Here is a 22,544-nt window from a genome sequence, read left to right as displayed (position 1 = left end):
TGGAAACCCTGTTTGGGGTAAACACAAAACCTGTGGTGAGGGGATTTATCCCCGACCGGCTGCGCAGCAGTCGCAAAACCCGCAAATGCGGTGTGCCTGTAAGAATGCAGGGGGGCGGCTTCGCCACCCATCGGGGATAAATCCCCTCACCACAAAGATTGTGCCTGGCCCTGGATAATGGGCAGTTGTTTTGACACCGCCGCCACTCTGCGGCACAGTGCGCGCCCTTCTAATAAGACCCTCTTTGCAAATCCGCCGGTGCTTCAAGGGCGGACTCATCCTGTCTGGCGGTGAATTGTCCACCGCAGTGTTTTTGAGGTAGTGAAATGAATGCAGTGATTGCTGCGGTCGGCGTCATGCTGATCCTCAGCCTGTCCCGCGTGCACGTGGTGATCGCCTTGATCGTCGGTGCATTGGTCGGCGGCCTTACCGGTGGTCTGGGCATCGACGCCACGCTCAAGGCGTTCAACAGCGGTCTGGGCGGTGGGGCGACGGTGGCGTTGTCCTACGCGTTGCTCGGCGCTTTCGCTGTGGCGATCGCCAAGTCCGGCCTGGCCCACGCGCTGGCCGACAAGGCACTGGCCATGGTCGACCGTCAGCACTCGACCGGTGGTGGCAGCGTCAAATGGCTGCTGATCGGCCTGTTGTGGGTGGTGGCGATTGCCTCGCAGAACATCTTGCCGATCCACATCGCGTTCATTCCGCTGCTGGTGCCGCCGCTTTTATATGTGCTGACCAAGCTGCAACTGGATCGCCGGTTGATCGCTTGCGTCATGACGTTCGGCCTGATCACGCCGTACATGTTCCTGCCGGTGGGTTTTGGCAACATTTTCCTCAATGAAATCCTGTTGGCCAACGTCGCCCGCAGTGGTGTCGACATCAGCGGCGTCAACGTCACTCACGCCATGGGCATTCCGGCGCTGGGCATGGTGTTCGGCCTGGCGATGGCGTTCATCAGCTACCGCAAAAAGCGTGTTTACGACCTGACGAAGATCGAGCAGGTCGAGCAGGTGGTCGTGCAGTACAACCCGATGAGTCTGATGATTGCTGGTGTGGCCATCGCGGCGGCGTTCATCGTTCAACTGCTGCTGGACTCGATGATTATCGGCGCGCTGGCCGGCTTCCTGATCTTCTCGGTATCGGGCATCGTCAAGTGGCGCGAGACCGATGATCTGTTCACCGAAGGCATGAAAATGATGGCAATGATCGGCTTTATCATGATCGCCGCCTCCGGGTTTGCCGAAGTGATGAAGGCCACCGGACAGGTGCAGACACTGGTCGAGTCGTCGGCGTCGTGGATCAATCACAACAAGGGTGTTGGCGCGTTGCTGATGCTGCTGGTGGGGCTGCTGGTGACCATGGGCATCGGTTCGTCGTTCTCCACCGTACCGATTCTGGCTGCCATTTTCGTGCCGTTGTGCGTGCAATTAGGCTTTAGTCCGCTGGCCATCGTCTGCATTGTCGGCACCGCCGGCGCGCTGGGCGACGCCGGTTCGCCCGCCTCGGATTCGACCCTTGGCCCGACCTCCGGCCTGAACATCGACGGCCAGCATCACCACATCTGGGATACCGTGGTGCCGACCTTCCTGCATTACAACTTGCCATTGCTGGCGTTCGGCTGGGTGGCCGCGATGGTTCTCTGAACCCACAGGGGATTGGGGGGAATTGCTGACTCAACTTTTGATCTGGCGTGCCGTTAAAGCCTTTAACCACGCCAATAAAATCAAAAGAGTGAGCTTCCCCCATGCGCTTGAGTCTCAAGGCCAAAGTCCTGTCCCTTGCCGTCCTCCCGGTATTGCTCTTTGCGCTGGTCATCAGCCTGACCACGCTGTTCATCCTCCAGGAACAGGCGCACAAAGAGGTCGAACAGACCCGCGAACGCCTGCTCGGCGACGCCAAGGCCACTCTGCAAAGTTACGTCGCCGTGGCCATGACCACGATCAAACCGCTATATGACGCTGCCGCCCCCGGTGATGCGGAGTCGCGCGCGCAGGCGATCAAACTGCTGTCGGGCATTCGCTACGGCAAGGACGGCTACTTCTTCGGCTACGACTCCGAGACCGTGCGCCTGTTCAAGGCCAACGATCCGGAAGGCGTGGGTAAAAGCTTCAAGGACAACCGCGACCCGAACGGGGTTTTCGTCAACCTCGGTCTGGTGAAAGTGGCGAAGGACGGCACGCACTATCTGCAATACAGCTCGCCGCTGCCGGGCAACGCGCAAGTGCTGGTGCCGAAACTCGGCTACACCGAATACCTGGCGAAGTGGGACATGGCGGTCGGCACCTCGGTCAACCTTGACGGCATCGAAGCGCAGGTGGCGCAGGTTGAAGCGCAGGTACAGGAACGCATGCAGGGCGTAATCTTCAGCATCGTCGGCGTGGCGGTGGTGGTGCTGTTGGTGATCGCGGCGGCGGGGATGCTGCTGGCCAACACGATTCTGCGTCCACTGACTCTGATGAAAGCCAACCTCGACGACATTGCGGCGGGCGAGGGCGATTTGACCCGTCGTTTGAACATCACCAGCCAGGACGAACTCGGTGAACTGGCCGGCTCGTTCAACCGTTTCGTCGACAAGATCCACGGCCTGGTGCGGCAGATCACCGAGATGACCACGCAACTGACCGGGCTGGTGACGCAGGTGTCGGATCAGGCCCAGCGTTCGGATCAAGCCATGGAGCGCCAGCGCCACGAGACTGATCAGGTGGCCACGGCGATCAACGAAATGTCTGCCGCCGCCCAGGAAGTCGCCAAGAGCGCGCAAAACGCTGCGGTCGCGGCCCAGCAGACCGACGAAGAAGGGCAGAGCGCCAAACGCGTGGTGGCCGGCAGCATCAAACAGATTCATGCGCTGGTGGATGACATCCGCAGCAGCGGTGTGTCGCTGGACAGTTTGCAGCAGGACGTGAGTTCGATTGTCGGCGTGCTGGGGGTGATTCGCTCGATTGCCGAGCAGACCAACCTGCTGGCCTTGAACGCCGCCATTGAAGCAGCGCGGGCCGGTGAGGCCGGGCGCGGATTTGCCGTGGTGGCCGATGAAGTGCGGGCGCTGGCCAGTCGCACGCAGATCAGTACTCAGGAAATTCAGGGGATGATTGATCGCTTGCAGGCGGGCACGCAGTCGGCGGTGGAAGCGATGCGCCGTTCCAGCGAGGCGGGTGATGGCACCTCGCAGCAGGCCAATCAGGCGGGGGCGTCGCTGGATGCGATGGCGGAATTGATCGCGACGATCAACTCGATGAACGCGCAGATTGCCAGTGCGGCGGAAGAGCAAACGGCGGTGGCCGAAGAGATCAACCGCAGCGTGCATCAGATTGCGGTGGCGGTGGACAGCGTGGCGGATGAGACCCAGTTGGGGGCGCAAACTTCGCGCAGTCTGGCGGATCTGGGGCAGCGACTGGGCAAACTGGTTGGGCAGTTCCGTATCTGAGTGTCAGGGAAAGCCCCTCACCCTAACCCTCTCCCGAAGGGAGAGGGGACTGATCGGGGGATATTGAGGATGTACGGCGACTTGAACCTGCTATACCGAATCCATAATCGACTCAATCTTTCAGGTCGATGCATGACGCAAGACACCTCGGTCAGTCCCCTCTCCCTCCGGGAGAGGGCCAGGGTGAGGGGCTCTTGATCTTCAACCTCTCAAGGCCTGTCCCAATAAGGCACTTCACCGAAACATTCGATGAAGAAATCAATCACCGTCCGCACCTTCACCGACAACCGACGACTCCCCGGCCACAGCACCGCAATCTGCTGCGGCTCCAGACTGTTCGATACCTGATATTCCCTCAGCACCGGCAACAGCGTGCCTTCGCGCACCGCTTCGCCAATCAGCCACGACGGAAACATCACCAGCCCCAGGCCTTGCTCGGCGGCTTGGGTGAGGGTATCGGCGTGGTTGCCGGTGATCGGACCTTTGACCGAGTAGGGCGTCCAGTCCTGCCCGTCACGACGGAAAAACCAGCGCTGCTGGCCGGTCGCGCCTTTGTAGGCCAGGCATTGATGCTGCGCGAGTTCGTCGGGATGCTGCGGGATGCCATGGCGTTGCAGATACGCGGGACTGGCGGCGACCTGGAAGCGATGTGGCGCCAGAGTCCGCGCCTGCATGCTCGAATCATGCAGCGGGCCGATGCGGAACAGCAGGTCCGCACCTTCCTGCAACGGGTCGACGTAGTGGTCAGTCTGCTGGATATCCAGTTGCAACTTCGGATAACGCGCGCACAACTGGCCCAGCCACGGCGTCAGATGGCGCTGGCCGAACACCACTGGGGCGTTGATTCGTACAAGCCCCGTGGGTTCGCTTTGCTGTTCCTGCAGCGCTTGCTCGGCTTCTTCCAGTTGCACCAGCACCAACCGCGCATGATGGCCGAGCATGCGCCCGGCCTCGGTCGGCGTGACCGCGCGGGTGTGGCGGTAGAGCAATTGCTGGTTGAGCGCCTGCTCCATCAACTGAATCTGCCGGGAAATCGACGAGGGTGCCACGCCTTCGCGGCGGGCGACTTCGGAGAAACTGCCGTGGTCGAGCACCGCCACAAATAGCCTGAGTGCCTTGAATCCGAGTTCGTTGAGCCCGTGCATGAATCATCCTGCTATGCGAGTTACGCAAAAGTGTTGTCCGGATGCTCCCATTTATCGCAAAGCGCCGCCAGTCGATAATCCGCGCCATCGATTATTTGCTTGGGTTTTAGTTATGCAGACGTTGGATGAGGTGAGTGTTGCGCCGCCGGTGGCCAAACCGGGGTTGCGATTGTTGTTACTGCCGCTGGTGATTCTGGCGGGTATGGGCTTGTCGGTGGAAGCTGGGTTGCTTGGGCCATTGGGCGTGCAGGTCGGGCATCTGTGGGCGACCTTGAGCATTTTCGGCGTGGGTTCGGCGATTCTGTTTTTGCTGCTGTTGTTCAGCGGCCCGCAACAAGGGCCCGCGCTGAACACATTGCCGCGCTGGCAGTTGATCGGCGGGTTTTTGGGGCCGATGTATGTGGTGGTGCTGACGTTGGCCACGCCGCATATCGGTATCGCCATGACGATGATCGCGATTCTGTCGGGGCAGGTGGGCAAGAGTGTGTTGATTGACCATTTCGGCTGGTTCGGGGCGACGCGCAAGAAGGTCAACGCTGAGCGGTGGCTGGCGTTGGGCTTGATTGTGGCGGCACTTGTCTTGATTGCTCGGGGTTGATGATGAATCTGATTATTTTGTTGGCTGTGGTGGTTGCGGCAGGCGCGGTGTTGAGTGTTCAGGCCGCGATCAATGGGCGTCTGGGTGAAACCGTTGGGGTTTTGCGCAGTAGTTTGCTGACGTTTGCCGTGGGGGCGTTGGTTACGGGGTTGTTGATTCTGTTTTTTGAACCGGCCCACGCGGTGAGTTTGCTCGATGTGCCGAAATGGCAGCTCAGTGGTGCGTTGTTCGGGGTGGTTTACATGATTGTGATGGTCGGCGCTGTGCCACGGATTGGTACGGCGGTGGCGACGGTGGCGGTGATTGTCGGGCAGTTGGGGATGGGGATGTTGATTGATAATTTTGGTTGGTTGGGGAATCCGGCGATCGATCTTTCTTCGAGTCGGATTTTGGCGATGGTTTGTTTGGGGTTGGCTTTGGTGTTTATGTATCGCAGTAGTGTTCGCTCTTCTGACTGAGTACATATCCGTTATTTTTGTGAGGGCGACTTAGGGTTCCGCCCTTACGGCGGGTCACTTTGGCAAACGCCCCAAAGTAACCAAAGGTCTGTGCCCTGACGTACGGCCCTCGCTGTGGCTCGGGTTCCTTCGCTGCGGGATTGATCCGGGCGCATCGCCTCCGGTTTGCTTCGCTGCACCTCCTCTCGATGTGTTTGGCTGCGCCAAACGGTCGCTGCGCTCCCACCCCCGGATCAATCCCTCCACTCAGCCTGCCGACGGGCCTTCAGATCAAGAGCGGTACTCGAGCTAACGCTCATTGTGATGAGTGGTGCGGCTTTGCCGCTTGGGTTGTACGCAATTAAAACTGTAGGAGCCAGCCTGCTGGCGATGGCGGCCTGACAGCCGACCAATCTTTGTCAGGTGCATCCATTCCAATTGTAGGAGCTGCCGAAGGCTCGGGCCGCGATCGGACGATCTTTTGATCTGCTTTGGCTTTGGCTTTGGCTTTGGCTTTGGCTTTTGATCTTGCTCTTGCTCTTGCTCTTCAGCCCATCGGCAGGCCGAGCGAAGGTGTTCATCCGGGGGGTAGGCGCGCAGCGCCGTGCGGCGAAGCCGCACACATCGAGAGGAGGTGCAGCGAAGCAAACCGTAGGCGATGCCCCCGGATGGACACCGTAGCGAGGGAACACTGAGCCTCAGCGAAGTGCCGTACGTCAGGGGGCAGCCTTTTTGGTTACTTTTTCGGCGTCTGGAAAAAGTGACCCGCCGTAAGGGCGGAACCCTAAGCAGCCGTTACCGCAGCAACGGATATGCCCCCCAACCCCCCAACCCCCCAAACAAAATCAAAAGATCGTCCGATCGCGGCCCCGAGCCTTCGGCAGCTCCTACACTGATTCCTACGGCTTGCCCTTCAAGCCTCAGACAACCACCACTGAAGGAGTCTGTCCCATGCCTGTAACTTCTGAAAGCAACTGTGACTGTACTAAATGCAACTGCAAGCTCGGCGAGCACCCGATCGCGCGCCACGGCAAGCACTACTGCTGCGAAGGCTGTGCCAACCATCACAAAAACGGTGAGGAGTGCTCAAGCAAGGCCTGTAAATGCGCCCACGGCTGACGACCGCCCATAAAAAAGCGGAGCCTAATCAGGCTCCACTTCCAGTTTCAGACTTTCATCCTCCAGCCGTTCCGTATGCCGGACTGTTCCTTGCAATCGTCGCCCCTCAACCCTGACCACCACGGTTTTCGCTTGATCAAGATTTTCAGGAAACGGTGCCGGCACTCTCAGAGCAAAGCAATACGGATCATGTTCGACGGCTTCAAGCCCCACCTCACAATCGACACTTTTGGTGATACGTCCGAACAATGTGTCCAGGCCGTAATCCAGATGCGCCGGACTGCTGATGTGGCTCATTGTGCATTCCCCCGAATGATCCCGATCGCTGCGCAAAGCTTAGCTAGTCGGTCGCCAGACAACGTTTTCCACACCGAATTTTTCCGCCATCGGTTTGCTGGTCTTCTGTACTTTTTCGCGGCCGAAACGCGGGATTCGACCCACGCCCGCGTCGCAACTCGCCCAGTGCCACGCCTCGGCGTTGTCCATTTTGTCCGAGCGGATAATGAACGACTTGGGCGTGCCGTGAAGGGTGTATTCGATGACGTAGAGTTTTGCGTTGTTCATAAAGCCCGTATTCCTCCCTGTGGTAATAGAAGGATCGCAGCGCACCGGGAAAATTCACTCGGATTGTCCGACGGTATCTATCAAAGGCGACACACTGACGCACTGGTTACCATGGCGTCTTCGCCAACCCCAATGAATGCTCGCCATGGCCCTCGCCGCGCCGCCCGATCTCAGTGACACCGATGTGCCCGTTCAGCCGCTGGCGCGCACGTATCCGCGTGGTTTGTATATCGAGCAGCACGCGGAAAATGCCGGTGCCGGCACTGGCCGCGTTCGGTCGCATCGCGATCATTGCCGCGCCGGTGGACGGCCATGTGCAGTTGCCAGCACTGGCGTTGTATCGCAAGGGCGGTTCGGTGGTCGGGATCAATTCGCTGCTGTACGGCGTTGAAGCGTGCGCGGCCATGCTGGAACAGTTCGGCCGGTTCTTCGATGAAGACTTGCTGCCGTTGCCGCAAGGTCTGGTCGAAGCACCGCTGGCCGAGGGACTTGCGCGATAGCGGAGTGTCAGTTGATGCATGAGTGACTGAAACACCGCTATCGCGAGCAGGCTCGCTCCTACAGTTGCTCCGCAAGGATTTCAGGATTGAGGTACGCCGTTTTCCCAGGCAGACCAGTTTTTGAGGATGTCCTGCACCAGCGGATTGCCGGTGCGATAGAGGTTTTCAAGGGCAGGGACAAAGCCGCCCTGATCGGCGTATTTCAGCAAATTATCCACTTCACTACCGCCCGGTTCAGGACGGTCGAAGTCGGAGCCGGCGCGCACTACGGCCAGGCGTTGCACATCGACGAGTCCTTCACGGCTGGCGCGCAGCAGGGCTTCGTAGGTGGAGTTGTCTTCCTGTTGCGTCGTGCAGTATTCGCCCTTGTTGTCGGTCAGCAATTTGGTCCAGACCTCGGCCCGTTCACTCAGGCGTGTGCCGGAAAACCAGGTGTTGCCCGCCAGTGTGTCGCAACGGGTGACGACTGGCGGTTGGTTGGCGGGCGCTGACGGGTACTTCAAACGCCAAGCGGCGGATTCCTTGCTCTCGCTCAGTTCGACCTTGTGGCTCAGGGCGAAGGCCTTGGCCTGCAATGTCGGATTGAGTTCGAAGACTTCGGTCTTGTAATCCAGCGGCGGTTTTTCGTTCGGGCCTTTGGTGTTGATGCCGATGTAGCCGGTCGGCCAGGTCGAGGGCGCATCACGGGAATCCAGCTCCCACTGCGTGCCGAACTCCACCAGATAGTGCGCCCACGCGGCGGTGCCGATGGTCCCGTGTTTGGGGCTGATCCCGGCGATGCCGGCGATCAGGAAGTAGCTTTTGCGCAGGTCGAATTTCGGCGACATGGCCAGTGCCAGCGTCGAGGCGGCCGCGTTGGTCTGGCCCATGCCGGTGGTCAGCAGGCACACCTGCTGCGTGTTGCAGCGGATGCTCGGGTACTCGGCGGACAGGCCCGGCACGCGGACTTCCTGTTTGAGCTCAAGGCGATCGATCCAGTGCTGCGCCTCGGGGGCGAACATGGTGATCAGCACGACTTTGGGCTGGATTGGCGCATCGCTAGCCCATGCGGTGGAAGAGAGCAGGGCGGCAGCGGCCAGTGAAACTCGCATCATTGCTTGCATAAAAATCTCCTGATTTCAGAACTGATAACCGATGCCGGCGTAGTAACCCCAGCCGTTGGAACGCGCGCGGAAATTGCCGTCGCCGAAATTCAGCTCACTGCCGTCTTCCCAGTTACCGCCATTGTGGAAATAACGCCCGACCAGGGTGAAGCGCAAATGGGTGAACGAGTACAGCAAGACGTTGGTCGCCACCGTCGCGTTGGCGGTGCGCGCCGGGTTGTCCTTGTGCATGTCGGAGCCGAAATCGAAGTTGGTGAAGCCGATGTAGGTCAGCGAGGCGCCGTTGCTGAATTTGTCGATGGGCACGATGTACTTGAGCTGCGCGCGGTAGCCGTCCCACGAATACTCGTTGCTGGCGCCGTAGTTTTCCCACTGGTAGCGTCCGTAGAAGTTGGCCGACAGGTTGACCCGCGAATGGGTGTCGATGTCGGTGCCGAAGCCGCTGTACAGGGTGTTGGCGCGGTTTTCCTTACGGCTGCCATGGTCGTAGATCCAGTCGAACGCGACGTACCACTCCTTGAACGGGCCGATGGCCAGGCTGCGGCCGGCGAGGTAGTCGATGGAAATGCGCGGTTCGTGCTCCATGAACACCGGCGAGCCGTGGTCCCACACGCCTTTGTCGTGGCTGTTACCGATGTTGAAGATCTTCGGCACGTCGATGTAGCCGTACAGCTCGAAAGGGCCTTTGCGCCCGAAATACTCGTATTCGAGATAGATGTCATCGGCCGGTTGCGGGCCGAAGCTGATGTCTTTGCTGCCGATCAGGGTCAGGTCCTGGTTGTACCAGTCCGACAGGTACGCACCTTTTTGCGGCGGACTGGCTTCGGGGCTGAGGGTTTCGCCCTGGGCGGATTCTTCGGGGAGCGCCGGTTGCGCCATCGCGCTGTGGCTGAGAACTCCGGTAACGCTGGTCAGTAGCAGGGAAACAGCAAACGTGCGCACAAACGGGGCGCGAAAAACGGAAGCGACGTGCATTCAAAGTCCTTTTTTGCGGATCAAGGCCCGGATTCTGTGGGCCTACTGGATGTGTGGCGAAAATGCCGGGATTGACGGTTCGCAAACGTTTGCATAAGCCATACCAACTCCTCCCGGTTGCCACTGTTGGAGCTGCGTGCCGCAGCTCCAACAAGGGCGATGTTGTGCGTTCAAATCTCCGTGTGTATTGGCCGAAACCCTCGTCCTAGAGCGGCTAGTATTAAAGTATTAACACCATTTAATCCGTGCCCCATGTCTGGGCGTCTACTAGCGTTGTGAGCAATCAACGGTTTTCTGATGACCGTCGCGCTCTTGATTCGCGTGTGGAATAAGCAGGCTTCGCACGCCTTCAAGGAAGAATTGACCACGACAAGGAGTAGCCCGTGGAAGCAAGGTTTGGTGTCGCCCTCGTCTCGCGTTTTTCCCCTCTTTCCCTTGCTGTGCACCTGAGCGTCGCCGGACTGTTGTTTGGTGGCGTGAGCACCCCGGCGCTGGCCACGTGCTCCACGGCCGGCTCGACCGTGACCTGTACCGGCGTGCCGAGCCTGCCGCTGTTTCTCAACAACTTCAACAGCGCCACCAACGGCCTGACGGTCAACGTCAACAGCGGGGCGCAGATGAACGCGACCCTCGGCGGCCACGTGATGGACTTGACCGGGGTCAACATCAGCCTGAACAACTCCGGCACCATCGACCCGGCGTTGCTTGGCCTGGTCTCCGTACTGAGCGGCGGTGCGTTTATCGGTACCGGCGCGACGAGTACAGTCAGCGTGCTCAACAACGCCAGCGGGATCATCCGCGGGACGGGCATGTTGCTCGGGCTGAATCTGACCAGCATCGACGGCTTGGGCATTGCGGTGAACAACGCGGCGGCCGGCACCACCAGCATCACCAACAACGGCACCATCACCTCGACCGGACTCTCGGTCGGCGGCATTACGTTGGCCGATACCCCGGTGGTCGGGGTCTACGGCGGCTCGCAGGTCAACATGACCAACAGCAGCACCGGCGTCATCAACGGCCGGATCGCCTTCGAGACGTCGGCGGCGGGCAACACCTTTACCAACGCCGGCACGATTACCGGCGGCGTTTCGATGGGCGCGAGCAGTACCAACACCTTCACGGCGGTGACCGGCTCCAGCGTCAACGTGGGTGACGGCGTACAGGTCAGTGTGGGGTTGGGTGGGCTGATCGGCATCAACCTGACCTTCGCCCCGACTGGCACGGTCGACGGTGGCGCGGGCGGCACCAACAGCCTGATCCTGCAGAATCCGATTGGCGTCGGCGGCGGCACCACGGGTGTCGGCACTGCGTCCAGCGCCACTTATGTCAACTTCAACAACCTGACCATCAACAGCGGCACCTGGACCTTGCAGGGGCCGTTGGTCAGCGGTGCGACCACGCTTAACGGTGGTATCGCCCAATTCAACAACAACGCCACCTTCGGCAGCGGTGTGTTGACCTCTAACGGCGGGATTCTGCAGGCGAGCAACGCCGGGTTGAACATCAGTAATCTGATTTCCCTCGGTGCCGGGGGTGTGACGGTGCAAGGCACCAACGCCACCACATTGAGCGGGGTGATTTCCGGCAGCGGTGGCCTGACCAAAACCGGCTCCAGCCAACTTAACCTCAGCGCCGCCAACACCTATCTGGGTAACACCACGCTCAATGGCGGCACGGTGCAGGTCAGCAACAATCAGGCGTTCAGTACCGGCACCCTCAACGTGACCGGCGCGACGACGCTGAGTGCACCGGGCACCATCAGCCTGGCCAACGCCATCAGCCTCGGCGGCACATTGACGGCTGGCGGCACGGGAGCACTGACCCTCGGTGGCTTGATCAGCGGCGGTAGCGGCCTGACCAAAACCGGCACCGGCAGCCTGACCCTCAGCGGCGCCAACACCGGTTATACCGGCACTACCACGCTGAGCGCCGGCAGCTTGCTGGTGACCAATAATGATTCGCTGGGCAGCGGCGCTTTGACCACCGCTGCTGGCACCAGTCTCGACAGCACCGCCAACGTGACCCTGGCCAATAACATCGCGATGACCGGCGCCCTCAACGTGCTCGGCAGCAATGCGCTGAGCCTGGGCGGCGTGTTGTCCGGCACCGGCGGCATCACCAAATCCGGTACCGCCAGCCTGACCCTGACCGGTAACAACACCAACAGCGGCAATACCGCGCTGAATGCCGGCAGCCTGTTTGTCGGCAGCAACACCGCGCTCGGTACCGGTGCGCTGAACGCGGCGGCCGGCACTACGCTGGACGCGACCGCTGCCGTGACCCTGGCCAACGCCATCGCGCTGGCGGCGGATCTGACCATCGGCGGCACGCAGGCGCTGGGCCTGAGCGGCGTCATCAGTGGCGCCGGCAACCTGATCAAGAATGGCACGGCGAACCTGACGCTCAGCGGCAACAACACCTTCACCGGTGGCACCGCGCTCAATGCCGGAACGCTGATCGTCGGCTCCAACACCGCGCTGGGGACTGGCGCACTCACCACGGCGGCGGGCACTACCCTCGACGCCAGCACAGCAGTAGCGTTGACCAACGCTGTCAGCCTCGGCGGCAATCTGGACATAGGCGGCAGTGCCAACCTGACCCTTGGTGGTGTCGTCAGCGGCAGTGGCGGAGTGACCAAACGCGGGTTCACGAGCCTGATTCTCAACGGCGCCAACACCTTTACCGGCGGCACGACGCTGACGGCCGGTACGCTCACCGTCGGTAATGATGCGGCATTGGGCACTGGCGCCTTGTCGGTCACCGATACGGCAACGCTGGACAGCAACACCGCCGTTAATCTGAACAACAACGTCAACCTCAACAGCGCCCTGACCATCGGTGGCAGCAGCGGCCTGACCCTTGCCGGTGTGATCAACGGTGCCGGCCAATTGCTCAAGAATGGCGCGGCCAACCTGAACCTCAGCGGCGCCAACACCTTCACCGGCGGCACCACGTTGAACGCCGGTAGCCTGACCGTCGGCAACGGCGCGGCACTCGGCACGGGCGCACTGACCGTGGCCGGGGCAGGGACCCTCAACAGCAGTTCGGCGGTGACGCTGAACAACGCGATCACCCTCAACGCCAACCTCACCGCCGGCGGCGCCAACGCGCTGACCCTCGGTGGCGTGATCAGTGGCGGCAACGGTTTGATCAAGACCGGCGCGTCGAGCCTGACCCTCAACGGCGCCAATACCTACACTGGCACCACGGCGCTGAACGCCGGCACACTGATCGTCGGTTCCAACACTGCGCTGGGCACGGGCAGCGTCAACGCGTCGAACGGCACCACACTGGATGCCAACACCGCAGCGACACTGGCCAACAACGTCAACCTCGGCGGCACCCTGACCCTGGGCGGCACCAATGCGTTGACCCTTGGCGGCGTGGTCGCCGGTATCGGCGGACTGGTCAAGAATGGCGCCGCCGACCTGACCCTCAACGGCGCTAACACCTATTTCGGCAACACCGCACTGAACACCGGCAAGCTGATTGTCGGCAGCAACACCGCGCTGGGCTCGGGCACATTGAACGCGGCGGCAGGCACGACGCTGGACGCCAACACCGCCGTCAGCCTGAACAATGCAGTGGCCCTGGCCGGTGCCTTGAATGTCGGCGGCACGGCCGATCTGACCCTGACCGGTCTGGTCAGCGGCGCCGGCAGTCTGGTGAAAAACGGCGCGGCCAATCTGATCCTCAACGCGGCGAACAACTTCCTCGGCGGCACGACCCTGAACGCCGGCACCCTGACTGTCGGCAACAGTTCGGCGCTGGGCAGTGGTGCCTTGACCGTGGGCGGCGCCGCAACGCTGGACAGCAATTCGCCGCTGGTTTCGCTGAACAACGCAGTCGCCCTCAATGCCGCACTGACCGTCGGCGGCACGCAGAACCTGATCCTCGGCGGCGTCACCAGCGGCACTGGCGAGCTGATCAAGAACGGCGCGGCCAATCTGACCCTCAACGGCAACAACACCTTCAGCGGCGGCACCACCCTCAACGGCGGCACCCTGACCCTTGGCAATGCCAACGGCTTGGGCAGCGGCGCGTTGATCGTCGGTGGCGCGGCGACGCTGGATAACAGCGCTTCCTTCGGCATCGGCAATGCGATCACGTTGAACGCCGGTCTGACCGTCGCGGGCAACAATGACCTGAGCCTCAACGGCATCATCGACGGCGCCGGCAGCCTGACCAAAAACGGTCTGTCTGACCTGACGCTGGCGGGCAACAACACCTTCACCGGCGCACTGAACATCGTGTCCGGCAGCGTCACAACGTTGAACACCAATGCACTGGGCAGCACCTCAGGCGTGAATATCAGCGCTGGCGCCGGCCTGAATCTGGGCAGCGACGCCAGCCTTGGCGCGCTGACCGGCAGCGGCAATGTGCAGCTCACCGGCAGCAACACGCTGACCGTCGGCGGCGGCAACGTCACTAGCACCTTCGACGGCGGCCTCAGCGGCAGCGGCGGCCTGATCAAGGTCGGCACGGGCACGTTGAACCTCACCGGGATCAACGGCATTACCGGCAACACCGCCATCAATGGCGGCACCGTGGATCTCAGCGGTTCGCTGGCCAGTGCGCAGGTCAACGTCAATACCGGCGGCACTCTGAGCGGTACCGGCTCGGCGCTTGGCACGGTGAACATCAACAATGGCGGGCATCTGGCGCTTTCGTCGGGCAACACCTTGTCGGCAAGTGCGCTGACCCTCGCTGCCGGCAGCGACGTCGATGTGGCGCTGGGCACACCCTCGACCGCCTCGCTGATGAACATCGGTGGCAACCTCACCCTCGACGGCAATCTCAACGTCACCGACGCCGGCGGTTTTGGTGTCGGTGTGTATCGCCTGTTCAACTACACCGGTGCGCTGACCAATCTGGGTCTGGACGTTGCCGGTGTGCCGGTCGGTTACGCGCTCGGCGATCTGGTGGTACAGACCGGGGTGGCCAATCAGATCAACATTCAAGTGTCGGCGCCCAACACCAATATTCGTTACTGGGACGGCAGCCAGACCATTGCCAACGGTGTCGTCGATGGCGGCAGCGGCATCTGGAATGCGGTCGGCACCAACTGGACCGACGCCAACGGGCTGGTCAATCAGCCTTGGGCCGGCGACTTCGCGGTGTTCCAGGGCACGGCGGGTACGGTGACAGTTAACGGCACGCAGTTGGTCACTGGCATGCAGTTCCTCACCGATGGTTACAGCCTGGTCAACGGCACGGCGGGTCAGTTAACCGCCGTCAATGGCACTGGCGGGACCACGGCGGTGCGGGTCGATCCGGGCGTGACCGCCACCATTGGCGTGAACATCGATGGCAGCGGCATTCTCAACAAACTCGACACGGGCACCCTGGTGCTCAACGGCGCCAACACCTACAGCGGCGGCACGCAACTGGACGGTGGCAAGATTATCGTCGGCAGCAACACGGCGTTGGGCAGCGGCACGCTGACCGCTAATGCCGGTTCGCAACTGGACAGCAACGCAGCAGTGACCCTCGGCAACGCCGCAACGCTCAACGGCAACCTGACCGTGGTCGGCAGCAATGCGCTGACCCTCAACGGCGTGATCGGCGGCACGGGCGGTCTGATCAAAAACGGCGCGGCCAATCTGACCCTCGGCGGCAACAATGCCTTCCTTGGGCCAGTGGCGCTGAACGCGGGCGGACTGATTCTGGCGTCGAACGCGGCGCTGGGTTCGGGCACCTTGAACGCGGCGGGTGGCACCACGCTGGATGCCGCCACCGCAGTTTCGGTAAACAACGCGGTCAACCTGGCCGGCAATCTCGGCATCGGCGGCACGGCGAATCTGACCCTTGCCGGGACTATCAACGGCGCCGGCAGCCTGACCAAAAACGGCGCGGCCAACCTGACCCTGAGCGGCAATAACAACTTCCTCGGCGGCATCAACCTGAACGCTGGCACCCTGACCGCCGGCAGCAATTCGGCGTTGGGTCTGGGCAACTTGACGGTGGCCGGCGCCTCGGCGCTGGACAGCAACAGTGCGCTGAGCCTGGGCAACAACGTGGTGCTCAACGCCAACCTGAGCAACACCGGCAGCAACAACCTGACCCTTGCGGGAGTCGTCAGCGGCGCTGGCGGGCTGATCAAGAATGGCGCGTCGAACCTGACCCTCAACGGCATCAACACCTTCAGCGGTGGCACCACGCTGAATGCCGGCACAGTGACCCTCGGCACTGGCGCTTCGCTGGGTGCCGGCGCACTGACCGTGGCGGGTGCATCGACCCTCGACACCTCCGGACCGCTGGTGCTCGCCAACAGCTTCAACGTCAATGCCAATTTGAGCCTGGCCGGCAACAACAACCTGACCCTTGGCGGTGTGATCGCCGGGGCGGGCACGCTGACTAAAAACGGTCTGGCCGATGTGACGCTGTCTGGCAACAACACCTTTAGCGGCACCTTCGATGTGTTGTCTGGCAGCCTGACTACCCTCAGTGGCACGGCGCTGGGCAATAACGCCACGGTCAATCTCGGCGGTGGCGCGGCGCTCAACCTCGGCGCTTCCGGCAGTCTCGCCAGCCTCACTGGCAACGGCACCGCGCTGATCGGCACCGGCAACACGCTGAGCCTCGGTGGCAACAACGTCAGCAGCACGTTTGCAGGCGTTCTCAGCGGTGACGGCGGCTTGACCAAACTTGGCACCGGTACTCTGACCCTGAGCGGCATCAGCGACCTGACCGGTGACACCAACGTCAACGCCGGCACCTTGCAGGTCAACGGTTCGCTGGCCAGTGGTAATGTGCTGGTCAACAGCGGCGGCACCCTCGGCGGCAGCGGCGCGTTGACCGGTGCAGTGACGGTGGCCGATGGCGGTCATCTGGCTGGCGTTACCGGCAGCACCTTGTCGGTGGATTCGCTGGTGTTCAACGGCAACTCCAACTTCGACGTCGGCCTCGGTACGCCGGTGTCCGGTGGCGGTAATGCGCTGGTCAACGTCGGCGGCAACCTGACCCTCGACGGCACTCTCAACGTCAGCGACATCGGCGGTTTCGGCAGCGGCGTCTATCGCCTGATCAACTACACCGGCGGACTGACCGACAACGGCATGCTCATCGGCACCGTGCCGGGCAGCGTCACCCCGGGCGATCTGACCCTGCAAACCGCGCTGGCCAATCAGATCAATCTGCTGGTTACCGCACCGGGCGTCACCGTGCAGTTCTGGGACGGCAATCAGCTGATCGCCAACGGTTCGGTCGATGGCGGCAGCGGCACCTGGGGAACTGGCATCACCGACTGGACCGACGTCAACGGCACCACCAATCAGGCCTGGACCAACAACTTCGCGGTGTTCCAGGGCGCGGCGGGCACTGTGACCGTCAACGGTGCGCAAACCATCACTGGCATGCAGTTCGTCACCGATGGCTACAGCCTGCAAAACGGCACGGCGGGTTCGCTGAATCTGGTCAATGGTTCACTCGGCAACGCTTCGGTGCGGGTCGACCCGAACGCCACCGCGACCATCGGCGTGGCGCTCAACGGCACCGGCACCCTCGGCAAATACGACACCGGCACGTTGGTGCTCAACGCCGCCAACGGTTACACCGGCGGCACTGCGCTCAACGGCGGCAAGATCGTGGTCGGCAACAACGCAGCCCTCGGCACTGGCGTGTTGACGGCGGCCAACGGCACCGCGCTGGACAGCAACACCAGCGTCAGCCTCGCCAACGATGTAGTGCTCAACGGTGGCTTGAACGTCGCTGGCTCCAACGCCTTGACCCTCGGCGGTGTGGTCAGCGGCAGCGGCAGTCTGATCAAGACTGGCGCCTCGAGCCTGACCCTCAACGGCAGCAACACTTACAGCGGTGGCACTCAGCTCAACGCCGGCACGCTGATCCTCGGCAACAACAGCGCGATCAGCAGCGGCGCACTGAGTGTGCTCGGCAACGGCAGCCTCGACAGCACCTCGGCGCTGCAACTGGCCAACGCCATCAACCTCGGCGCGCAACTGACCCTGGCCGGCACCCAGAACACCACGCTGCTGGGCGCTGTGACCGGCACTGGCAGTCTGGTGAAAAACGGCGCAGGTGACCTCGTGCTCAGCGGCGCCAACACCTACAGCGGTGGTACTACGCTGAACGGCGGCATTACTCGCGGCGACACCAGCAGCCTGCAAGGTGCGATCGTCAACAACGCGGCGCTGACCTTCGAGCAGAATGCTGACGGTAGCTACACCGGCAACCTCACCGGCACCGGTACGCTGAACAAAACCGGCAGCGGCGAATTGCTCCTCACCGGCAACAACACCTTCACCGGCAACACCTCGGTGCAGGCCGGCGCATTGACCATCAACGGCGTGCTCGACAGCGCCAATGTCAACGTCGCCAGCGGTGCGAGTATCGGCGGTGGCGGGCAACTCGGCGGGGCGCTGCAACTGGCCGACGGCGCAACCCTGGCCGGTGGCGGCACGGCGACGCCGTTGTCAGTGGGCTCGCTGGCGTTGTCCTCGGGCACCGACCTGGACTTCAGCCTCGGTTCGGCCACCAGCTCTACAACAGTGGTCAACGTCGCTGGCAACCTGACCCTCGACGGCACGCTGAACATCAGCAATGCCGGCGGCTTCGGTACCGGGGTCTATCAACTGTTCAGTTACGGCGGCAGCCTGACCAACAACGGTCTGGTCTATGGCAGCCTGCCGGTCTCGGCGGCCAACTTGACCCTGCAAACCGCCATCGCCAATCAGGTAAATCTGCTGGTGCAAGGCACACCGGGGGAGGTGCAGTTCTGGAACGGCGGCACCACCAATCCTGATGGCAGCATCGGGGGCGGCAGCGGTGTGTGGGGGCCGGACACCAACTGGACCGATCCGACCGGCACCCAGGCGTTGGCGTCCAACGGTCAGTTCGCGGTGTTTGGTGGGCAGGGCGGTACGGTCACCGTCCAGGGCAATCAGAACTTCACCGGCCTGCAATTCCTCGCCAACGGTTACAGCCTTGTGCCTGGAGCTGGCGGCACGCTGACTCCGGTCAACGGTGCCGACGGCAGCCTCGCGCCAGTGCGGGTCAATGCTGGCGGCAGCGCGGAAATCTCCACACCGCTGGTGGGCACGGGCGGTATCGAGAAACTGGATTCCGGCACCTTGGTACTGAGCGGTGCCAACACTTACAGCGGTGGCACCACCGTCAGTGGCGGTACGCTGGTCGGCAACACCACCAGCCTGCAAGGCAACATTCTCAACAACGCTTCGCTGTTGTTCGTGCAGAACTTCAACGGTCAATTCAACGGGTCGCTGCGCGGACTTGGTACGATGCTCAAACGCGGGACCGGTACCTTGCTGTTGACTGGTGATAATCCGTTCAGCGGCACCGTTTCGGTCGATCAAGGCGTGCTGCAGGTGGGTAGTCGTGCCGCACGCGCCTCGTTGGGCGGGCAAGTCACTGTGGCCAGCGGCGCGGCCCTGAGCGGTAACGGCAGCGTCGGTTCAATCGTCAACAACGGTCTGGTGGCTTCAGGTGGCGAGGCGGGAACCCTGAGCGTCGCCGGTAACCTGACCAATGCTCCAACCGGTGTGTTGGCGCTGACCATCAGTTCGCCAACCGCTACACCGCTGGCAGTCGGCGGTACGGCGGCGCTTGGCGGCGGCTTGCAGGTGAACTCGCTCGCACCGTTCACCGGCAACACCGTGTATTCGCTGATCACGGCGGGCGGCGGTGTCACCGGCACCTTCAGCAGTGCCGATTTGCCGCAATACGCTTTCCTAAACAGCTCGCTGGTCTACGGTGCCGATTCGGTGACCCTGGCGGTCAGCCGCAACGGCAACTCGTTCGCCGACGTGGCGGCCACGGGCAACCAGCGCAACACCGCGTCAGCGTTGTCGCGTAACGGTGCGGCGGGGGCTGCGTTGCAGAACGAAATCGTCAACCTCAGCGTGGCCGGTGCACGCAATGCCTTCGACAGTCTGTCCGGCGAAATCCACGCCAGCACCGCCAGCGCAATCCTTGAGGATTCGCGCTACGTGCGGGAGGCCGTCAACGATCGCATGCGCCAGCCTTCGTGCAGCGCGGCGGATGATCCACGCCGCGCCCTGGCGCCAAGCGACAACCAACTGAGCAGCAACGGTTGCCACGGCGAAATGGTCGGCTGGGCGCGCGCACTCGGCGCCTGGGGTGAATCGGATGGCGACAGCAACAGCGCCAAGCTTGATCGCAACCTCAGCGGCTTCATGCTCGGCACCGACAAGCAGCTCGATGACCAGTGGCGCGTGGGCATGGCCGCCGGTTACACCCGCAGCGACCTCGATGCGCATGATCGTCGTTCGGATGCCACGGTCGAGAGCTATCACCTGGCGGCGTACCTCAACTCGCAGTTCGACGCACTGGCCGTGCGCCTCGGCGCGGCTTATAGCTGGCACGACATCGAGACCAAACGCGACGTCAGCGTCGGCACCTACAACGACCGCTTGAAGGCCAACTACGACGCACGCAGCGCCCAAGTGTTCGGCGAAGTCGGTTACACCATCGACGCCGCCGGTATTGCGCTGGAGCCGTTCGCCGGTCTGGCTTACGTCAACTACGACACCGACAAGGCCAAGGAAAAAGGCGGAGCAGGGCGCCTGAAGGCTGATGCCGATCAAGACATCACCTTCTCCACCCTCGGCTTGCGCGCCGGCAAAGTCATCACCCTGGCCAACGGCGGGCAATTCACCCCGCGCGCGGCCGTCGGCTGGCGGCATGCCTTCGGCGACACCAAGCCTGACGCGGATCTGACCTTCATCGACGGCGGCGCCTCGTTCAGCACTCAGGGCGTACCGATTGCCAAGGACAGTGCCATCGTCGAAGCGGGTGTGGACTTCCAGATCAGCCCGACCGGCAAACTCGGGATCGGCTACTCGGGACAACTGTCGAACGACAACAACGATCACGCGATGACCGTCAGCTTCAGCCTTGGCTTCTGATTTAGGGTCGAAGCACTTTTAGCCGCCCGAAAGGGCGGTTTTTTTTGGTTAAAGCAAAAGATCGCAGCCTGCGGCAGCTCCTTGTATCTCGACTATCGCTCCGTCAGGAGCGATAGTTCTCGACTGATCATCGAGGGAGGGACTTGGAAGCCGTGCAGCTCCTTAGGCTTTTTGCCTGTGATGTAGATCGTGCTCCAGCCCTCCACACTCACTCGTATAGTTCGAACGGTATCTTGGGCCCGTCTCTGGCGAGAGCCCGCATTCGCAAGGTTGGACAGAGTGCAGTGATGATCGAAAACGGATTAATGGAGAAACGGTCATGTCCAATTTCGTCGGCGTCGATGTCGCTAAAAATACCTTTGATATTGCCACTCACCTGCCAAACGGCAAGCACAAAACCAAGGCCAAACTGGCTAACGACTCAAAAGGTTTCAAAGAGTTTGACGCCTGGCTGAACAAGCAGGTCGAGCCTACAGCTCTGATCGTGATGGAAGCCACCAGCGTTTATCACCTGGAACTTGCCGAGTTCGTCTACAACAAGGGTTACCGGGTCTGCGTCGTCAATCCGGCTACGACCCACGCTTACGCTGACAGCGAGCTGCGCCGGATCAAAACCGACAAAAGCGACGCCAAATTGATCGCTGACTTTGCTCGGGAAAAGGCTGAAAAGCTTCAGCTTTGGGCTCCAGAGCCGCTGAAATATCGTCAGCTAAAGGCGATGGTACGTCGCTTGGATGACCTTCAGGAAATGGAGCAAATGGAGCTCAATCGCCTGGATGTGTCCGACGAAAAGGTCAAAGACTCGATCAACTCTGTGCTGCGTCACATCGAGAAAGAGATCGTTGAAACTCACAAAGCAATCAAAAAACACATCGACGATGATCCAGACATGCGCCAAATGCGCGACTTGATCGTGACCATCGACGGTATCGGCCAGAAAACCCTTGAGCGGCTGCTGGCCGAGTTGGGCGACCTGCGTAAATATGACGACCCTCGCAAGCTGGTCGCTGCCGCCGGGTTGAACCCAAAGCTGCAGGACTCGGGAAAGTTCAAAGGCAGAACAGTGATTTCGAGAATCGGATCGGCTCGCGTTCGGGCGGGTCTATACATGCCTGGGTTGGTTGCACTGAAGCACAACAAGGCAATCATCGCCATGAAGGACCGCTTGAAGGCCAACGGCAAGGCCCCCAAGCAAATCATCTGTGCAGCGATGCGCAAACTCCTACATTTTGTCTACGCCGTTCTTAAATCGGGCCAGCCATTTGACCCGAAAATTGCCCTTGCCCGATGAGGGGCAAGACGGTATCTACACGGGAATTCGCGTTTTCCTGTAGGTGCTGTCGCAGGCTGCGATCTTTTGATCTTTATTGTTGCGGATCGATATTGTCCAAGGCCCGATTGACTGCAAGTTCACCGAGCATGACGATCTGGGCGATGCCCAGCACGGTGTTTCGATTTTGGCCGTTCAGCACGGCGGCAAATTCGGCCAGCATCACGTTGGCAGAGGCCAATGATTCGCAGGCGTTGGCGAGTAGGGATTCGGTGTCGATGTTGGGCGCGACCATGAACATGGTGCTGGGGGGATCCGGAGTAACTTTGACCATTGTGAAATCACCTTTCAAATCGATGGACTGACCCCATCTGCCGCCAAGCAGATTGGGTGGCAGGTTGCACAGGGTTGGCGGACCGAGAAAGGTGAATCGGCATCCCCGAAGGAATCCATGTGCAACCCGCCATAAAGTGAGTCCGGCACCCATAAGCGCCTGAAA

Annotated in this window: 13 protein-coding genes and 2 pseudogenes; 9 read left to right on the top strand and 6 right to left on the bottom strand. The window is 61.5% G+C overall.

The genetic code is table 11. The annotated features are described in order from the left end of the window. Positions 1 to 326: 326 nt before the first annotated feature. Together ACA074_RS18025 and ctpM are read left to right on the top strand one after the other, a co-directional pair. Positions 327 to 1,643 (top strand): Na+/H+ antiporter family protein, encoded by a 1,317-nt coding sequence (locus ACA074_RS18025; RefSeq protein ID WP_401266340.1) that lies wholly within the window; start codon positions 327 to 329, stop codon positions 1,641 to 1,643. 101 nt (positions 1,644 to 1,744) lie between these two features. Next, entirely contained in the window at positions 1,745 to 3,427 is a 1,683-nt protein-coding gene (gene ctpM / locus ACA074_RS18020) for a methyl-accepting chemotaxis protein CtpM (RefSeq protein ID WP_497677517.1), read from the top strand. 209 nt (positions 3,428 to 3,636) lie between these two features. On the opposite strand, the gene ACA074_RS18015 is transcribed toward ctpM, so the two are convergent. Beyond that, complete coding sequence (locus ACA074_RS18015) at positions 3,637 to 4,572, bottom strand: LysR family transcriptional regulator (protein ID WP_497677516.1); 936 nt, start codon at positions 4,570 to 4,572, stop codon at positions 3,637 to 3,639. Between the two features lie 112 nt (positions 4,573 to 4,684). On the opposite strand from ACA074_RS18015, the gene ACA074_RS18010 reads away from it, so the two are divergent. The 3 genes from ACA074_RS18010 (at position 4,685) to ACA074_RS18000 (ending at position 6,726) form a co-directional block, all read left to right on the top strand. Beyond that, positions 4,685 to 5,170, top strand: coding sequence for a DMT family transporter (locus tag ACA074_RS18010; protein ID WP_187677604.1), 486 nt, complete (start codon positions 4,685 to 4,687; stop codon positions 5,168 to 5,170). Beyond that, positions 5,170 to 5,628, top strand: coding sequence for a DMT family transporter (locus ACA074_RS18005; protein WP_095191284.1), 459 nt, complete (start codon positions 5,170 to 5,172; stop codon positions 5,626 to 5,628). The genes ACA074_RS18010 and ACA074_RS18005 overlap by 1 nt, the downstream gene beginning before the upstream one ends. A 930-nt stretch (positions 5,629 to 6,558) precedes the next feature. Then, on the top strand, positions 6,559 to 6,726 hold the full coding sequence (locus ACA074_RS18000; RefSeq protein ID WP_187677605.1) for a metallothionein: 168 nt from the start codon (positions 6,559 to 6,561) through the stop codon (positions 6,724 to 6,726). Between the two features lie 24 nt (positions 6,727 to 6,750). On the opposite strand, the gene ACA074_RS17995 is transcribed toward ACA074_RS18000, so the two are convergent. Then, positions 6,751 to 7,023: a hypothetical protein gene (locus ACA074_RS17995; RefSeq protein ID WP_401268419.1), complete on the bottom strand. Its 273-nt coding sequence runs from the start codon at positions 7,021 to 7,023 to the stop codon at positions 6,751 to 6,753. Between the two features lie 39 nt (positions 7,024 to 7,062). Further along, the gene (locus ACA074_RS17990; protein WP_008081484.1) at positions 7,063 to 7,290 is read right to left on the bottom strand and encodes a DUF6555 family protein; all 228 of its coding nucleotides are present in this window, start codon (positions 7,288 to 7,290) and stop codon (positions 7,063 to 7,065) included. Between the two features lie 145 nt (positions 7,291 to 7,435). Between ACA074_RS17990 and ACA074_RS17985 the strand changes: the two are divergent. Both ACA074_RS17985 and ACA074_RS17980 read left to right on the top strand, forming a co-directional pair. Beyond that, positions 7,436 to 7,531 (top strand): annotated as a pseudogene (locus tag ACA074_RS17985) (AraC family transcriptional regulator); the annotation flags it as partial. A 13-nt stretch (positions 7,532 to 7,544) separates the two neighbouring features. Then, positions 7,545 to 7,790: pseudogene (locus tag ACA074_RS17980) on the top strand (quinone oxidoreductase family protein); the annotation flags it as partial. 80 nt (positions 7,791 to 7,870) lie between these two features. Here the strand turns inward: ACA074_RS17980 and ACA074_RS17975 are convergent. Further along, positions 7,871 to 8,893 (bottom strand): purine-nucleoside phosphorylase, encoded by a 1,023-nt coding sequence (locus ACA074_RS17975; RefSeq protein ID WP_497657770.1) that lies wholly within the window; start codon positions 8,891 to 8,893, stop codon positions 7,871 to 7,873. Positions 8,894 to 8,908: 15 nt separating this feature from the next. Next, positions 8,909 to 9,868, bottom strand: coding sequence for a nucleoside-specific channel-forming protein Tsx (locus ACA074_RS17970; protein ID WP_497677515.1), 960 nt, complete (start codon positions 9,866 to 9,868; stop codon positions 8,909 to 8,911). 383 nt (positions 9,869 to 10,251) lie between these two features. Here ACA074_RS17970 and ACA074_RS17965 point away from each other — a divergent pair, with 383 nt between their 5' ends. Together ACA074_RS17965 and ACA074_RS17960 are read left to right on the top strand one after the other, a co-directional pair. Beyond that, positions 10,252 to 20,775 (top strand): autotransporter-associated beta strand repeat-containing protein, encoded by a 10,524-nt coding sequence (locus tag ACA074_RS17965; protein ID WP_497677514.1) that lies wholly within the window; start codon positions 10,252 to 10,254, stop codon positions 20,773 to 20,775. A gap of 319 nt (positions 20,776 to 21,094) precedes the next feature. After that, positions 21,095 to 22,066, top strand: a complete 972-nt coding sequence (locus ACA074_RS17960) for an IS110 family RNA-guided transposase (protein ID WP_497657519.1) — start codon at positions 21,095 to 21,097, stop codon at positions 22,064 to 22,066. A gap of 73 nt (positions 22,067 to 22,139) precedes the next feature. On the opposite strand, the gene ACA074_RS17955 is transcribed toward ACA074_RS17960, so the two are convergent. Then, positions 22,140 to 22,379, bottom strand: a complete 240-nt coding sequence (locus tag ACA074_RS17955) for a DUF6124 family protein (protein ID WP_401268411.1) — start codon at positions 22,377 to 22,379, stop codon at positions 22,140 to 22,142. Positions 22,380 to 22,544 lie beyond the last annotated feature (165 nt).

This window comes from Pseudomonas sp. LBUM1655, from assembly GCF_059716085.1.
Note: the sequence above shows the minus strand (reverse complement) of the source record. Positions and strands in the feature narration are given on the sequence as shown.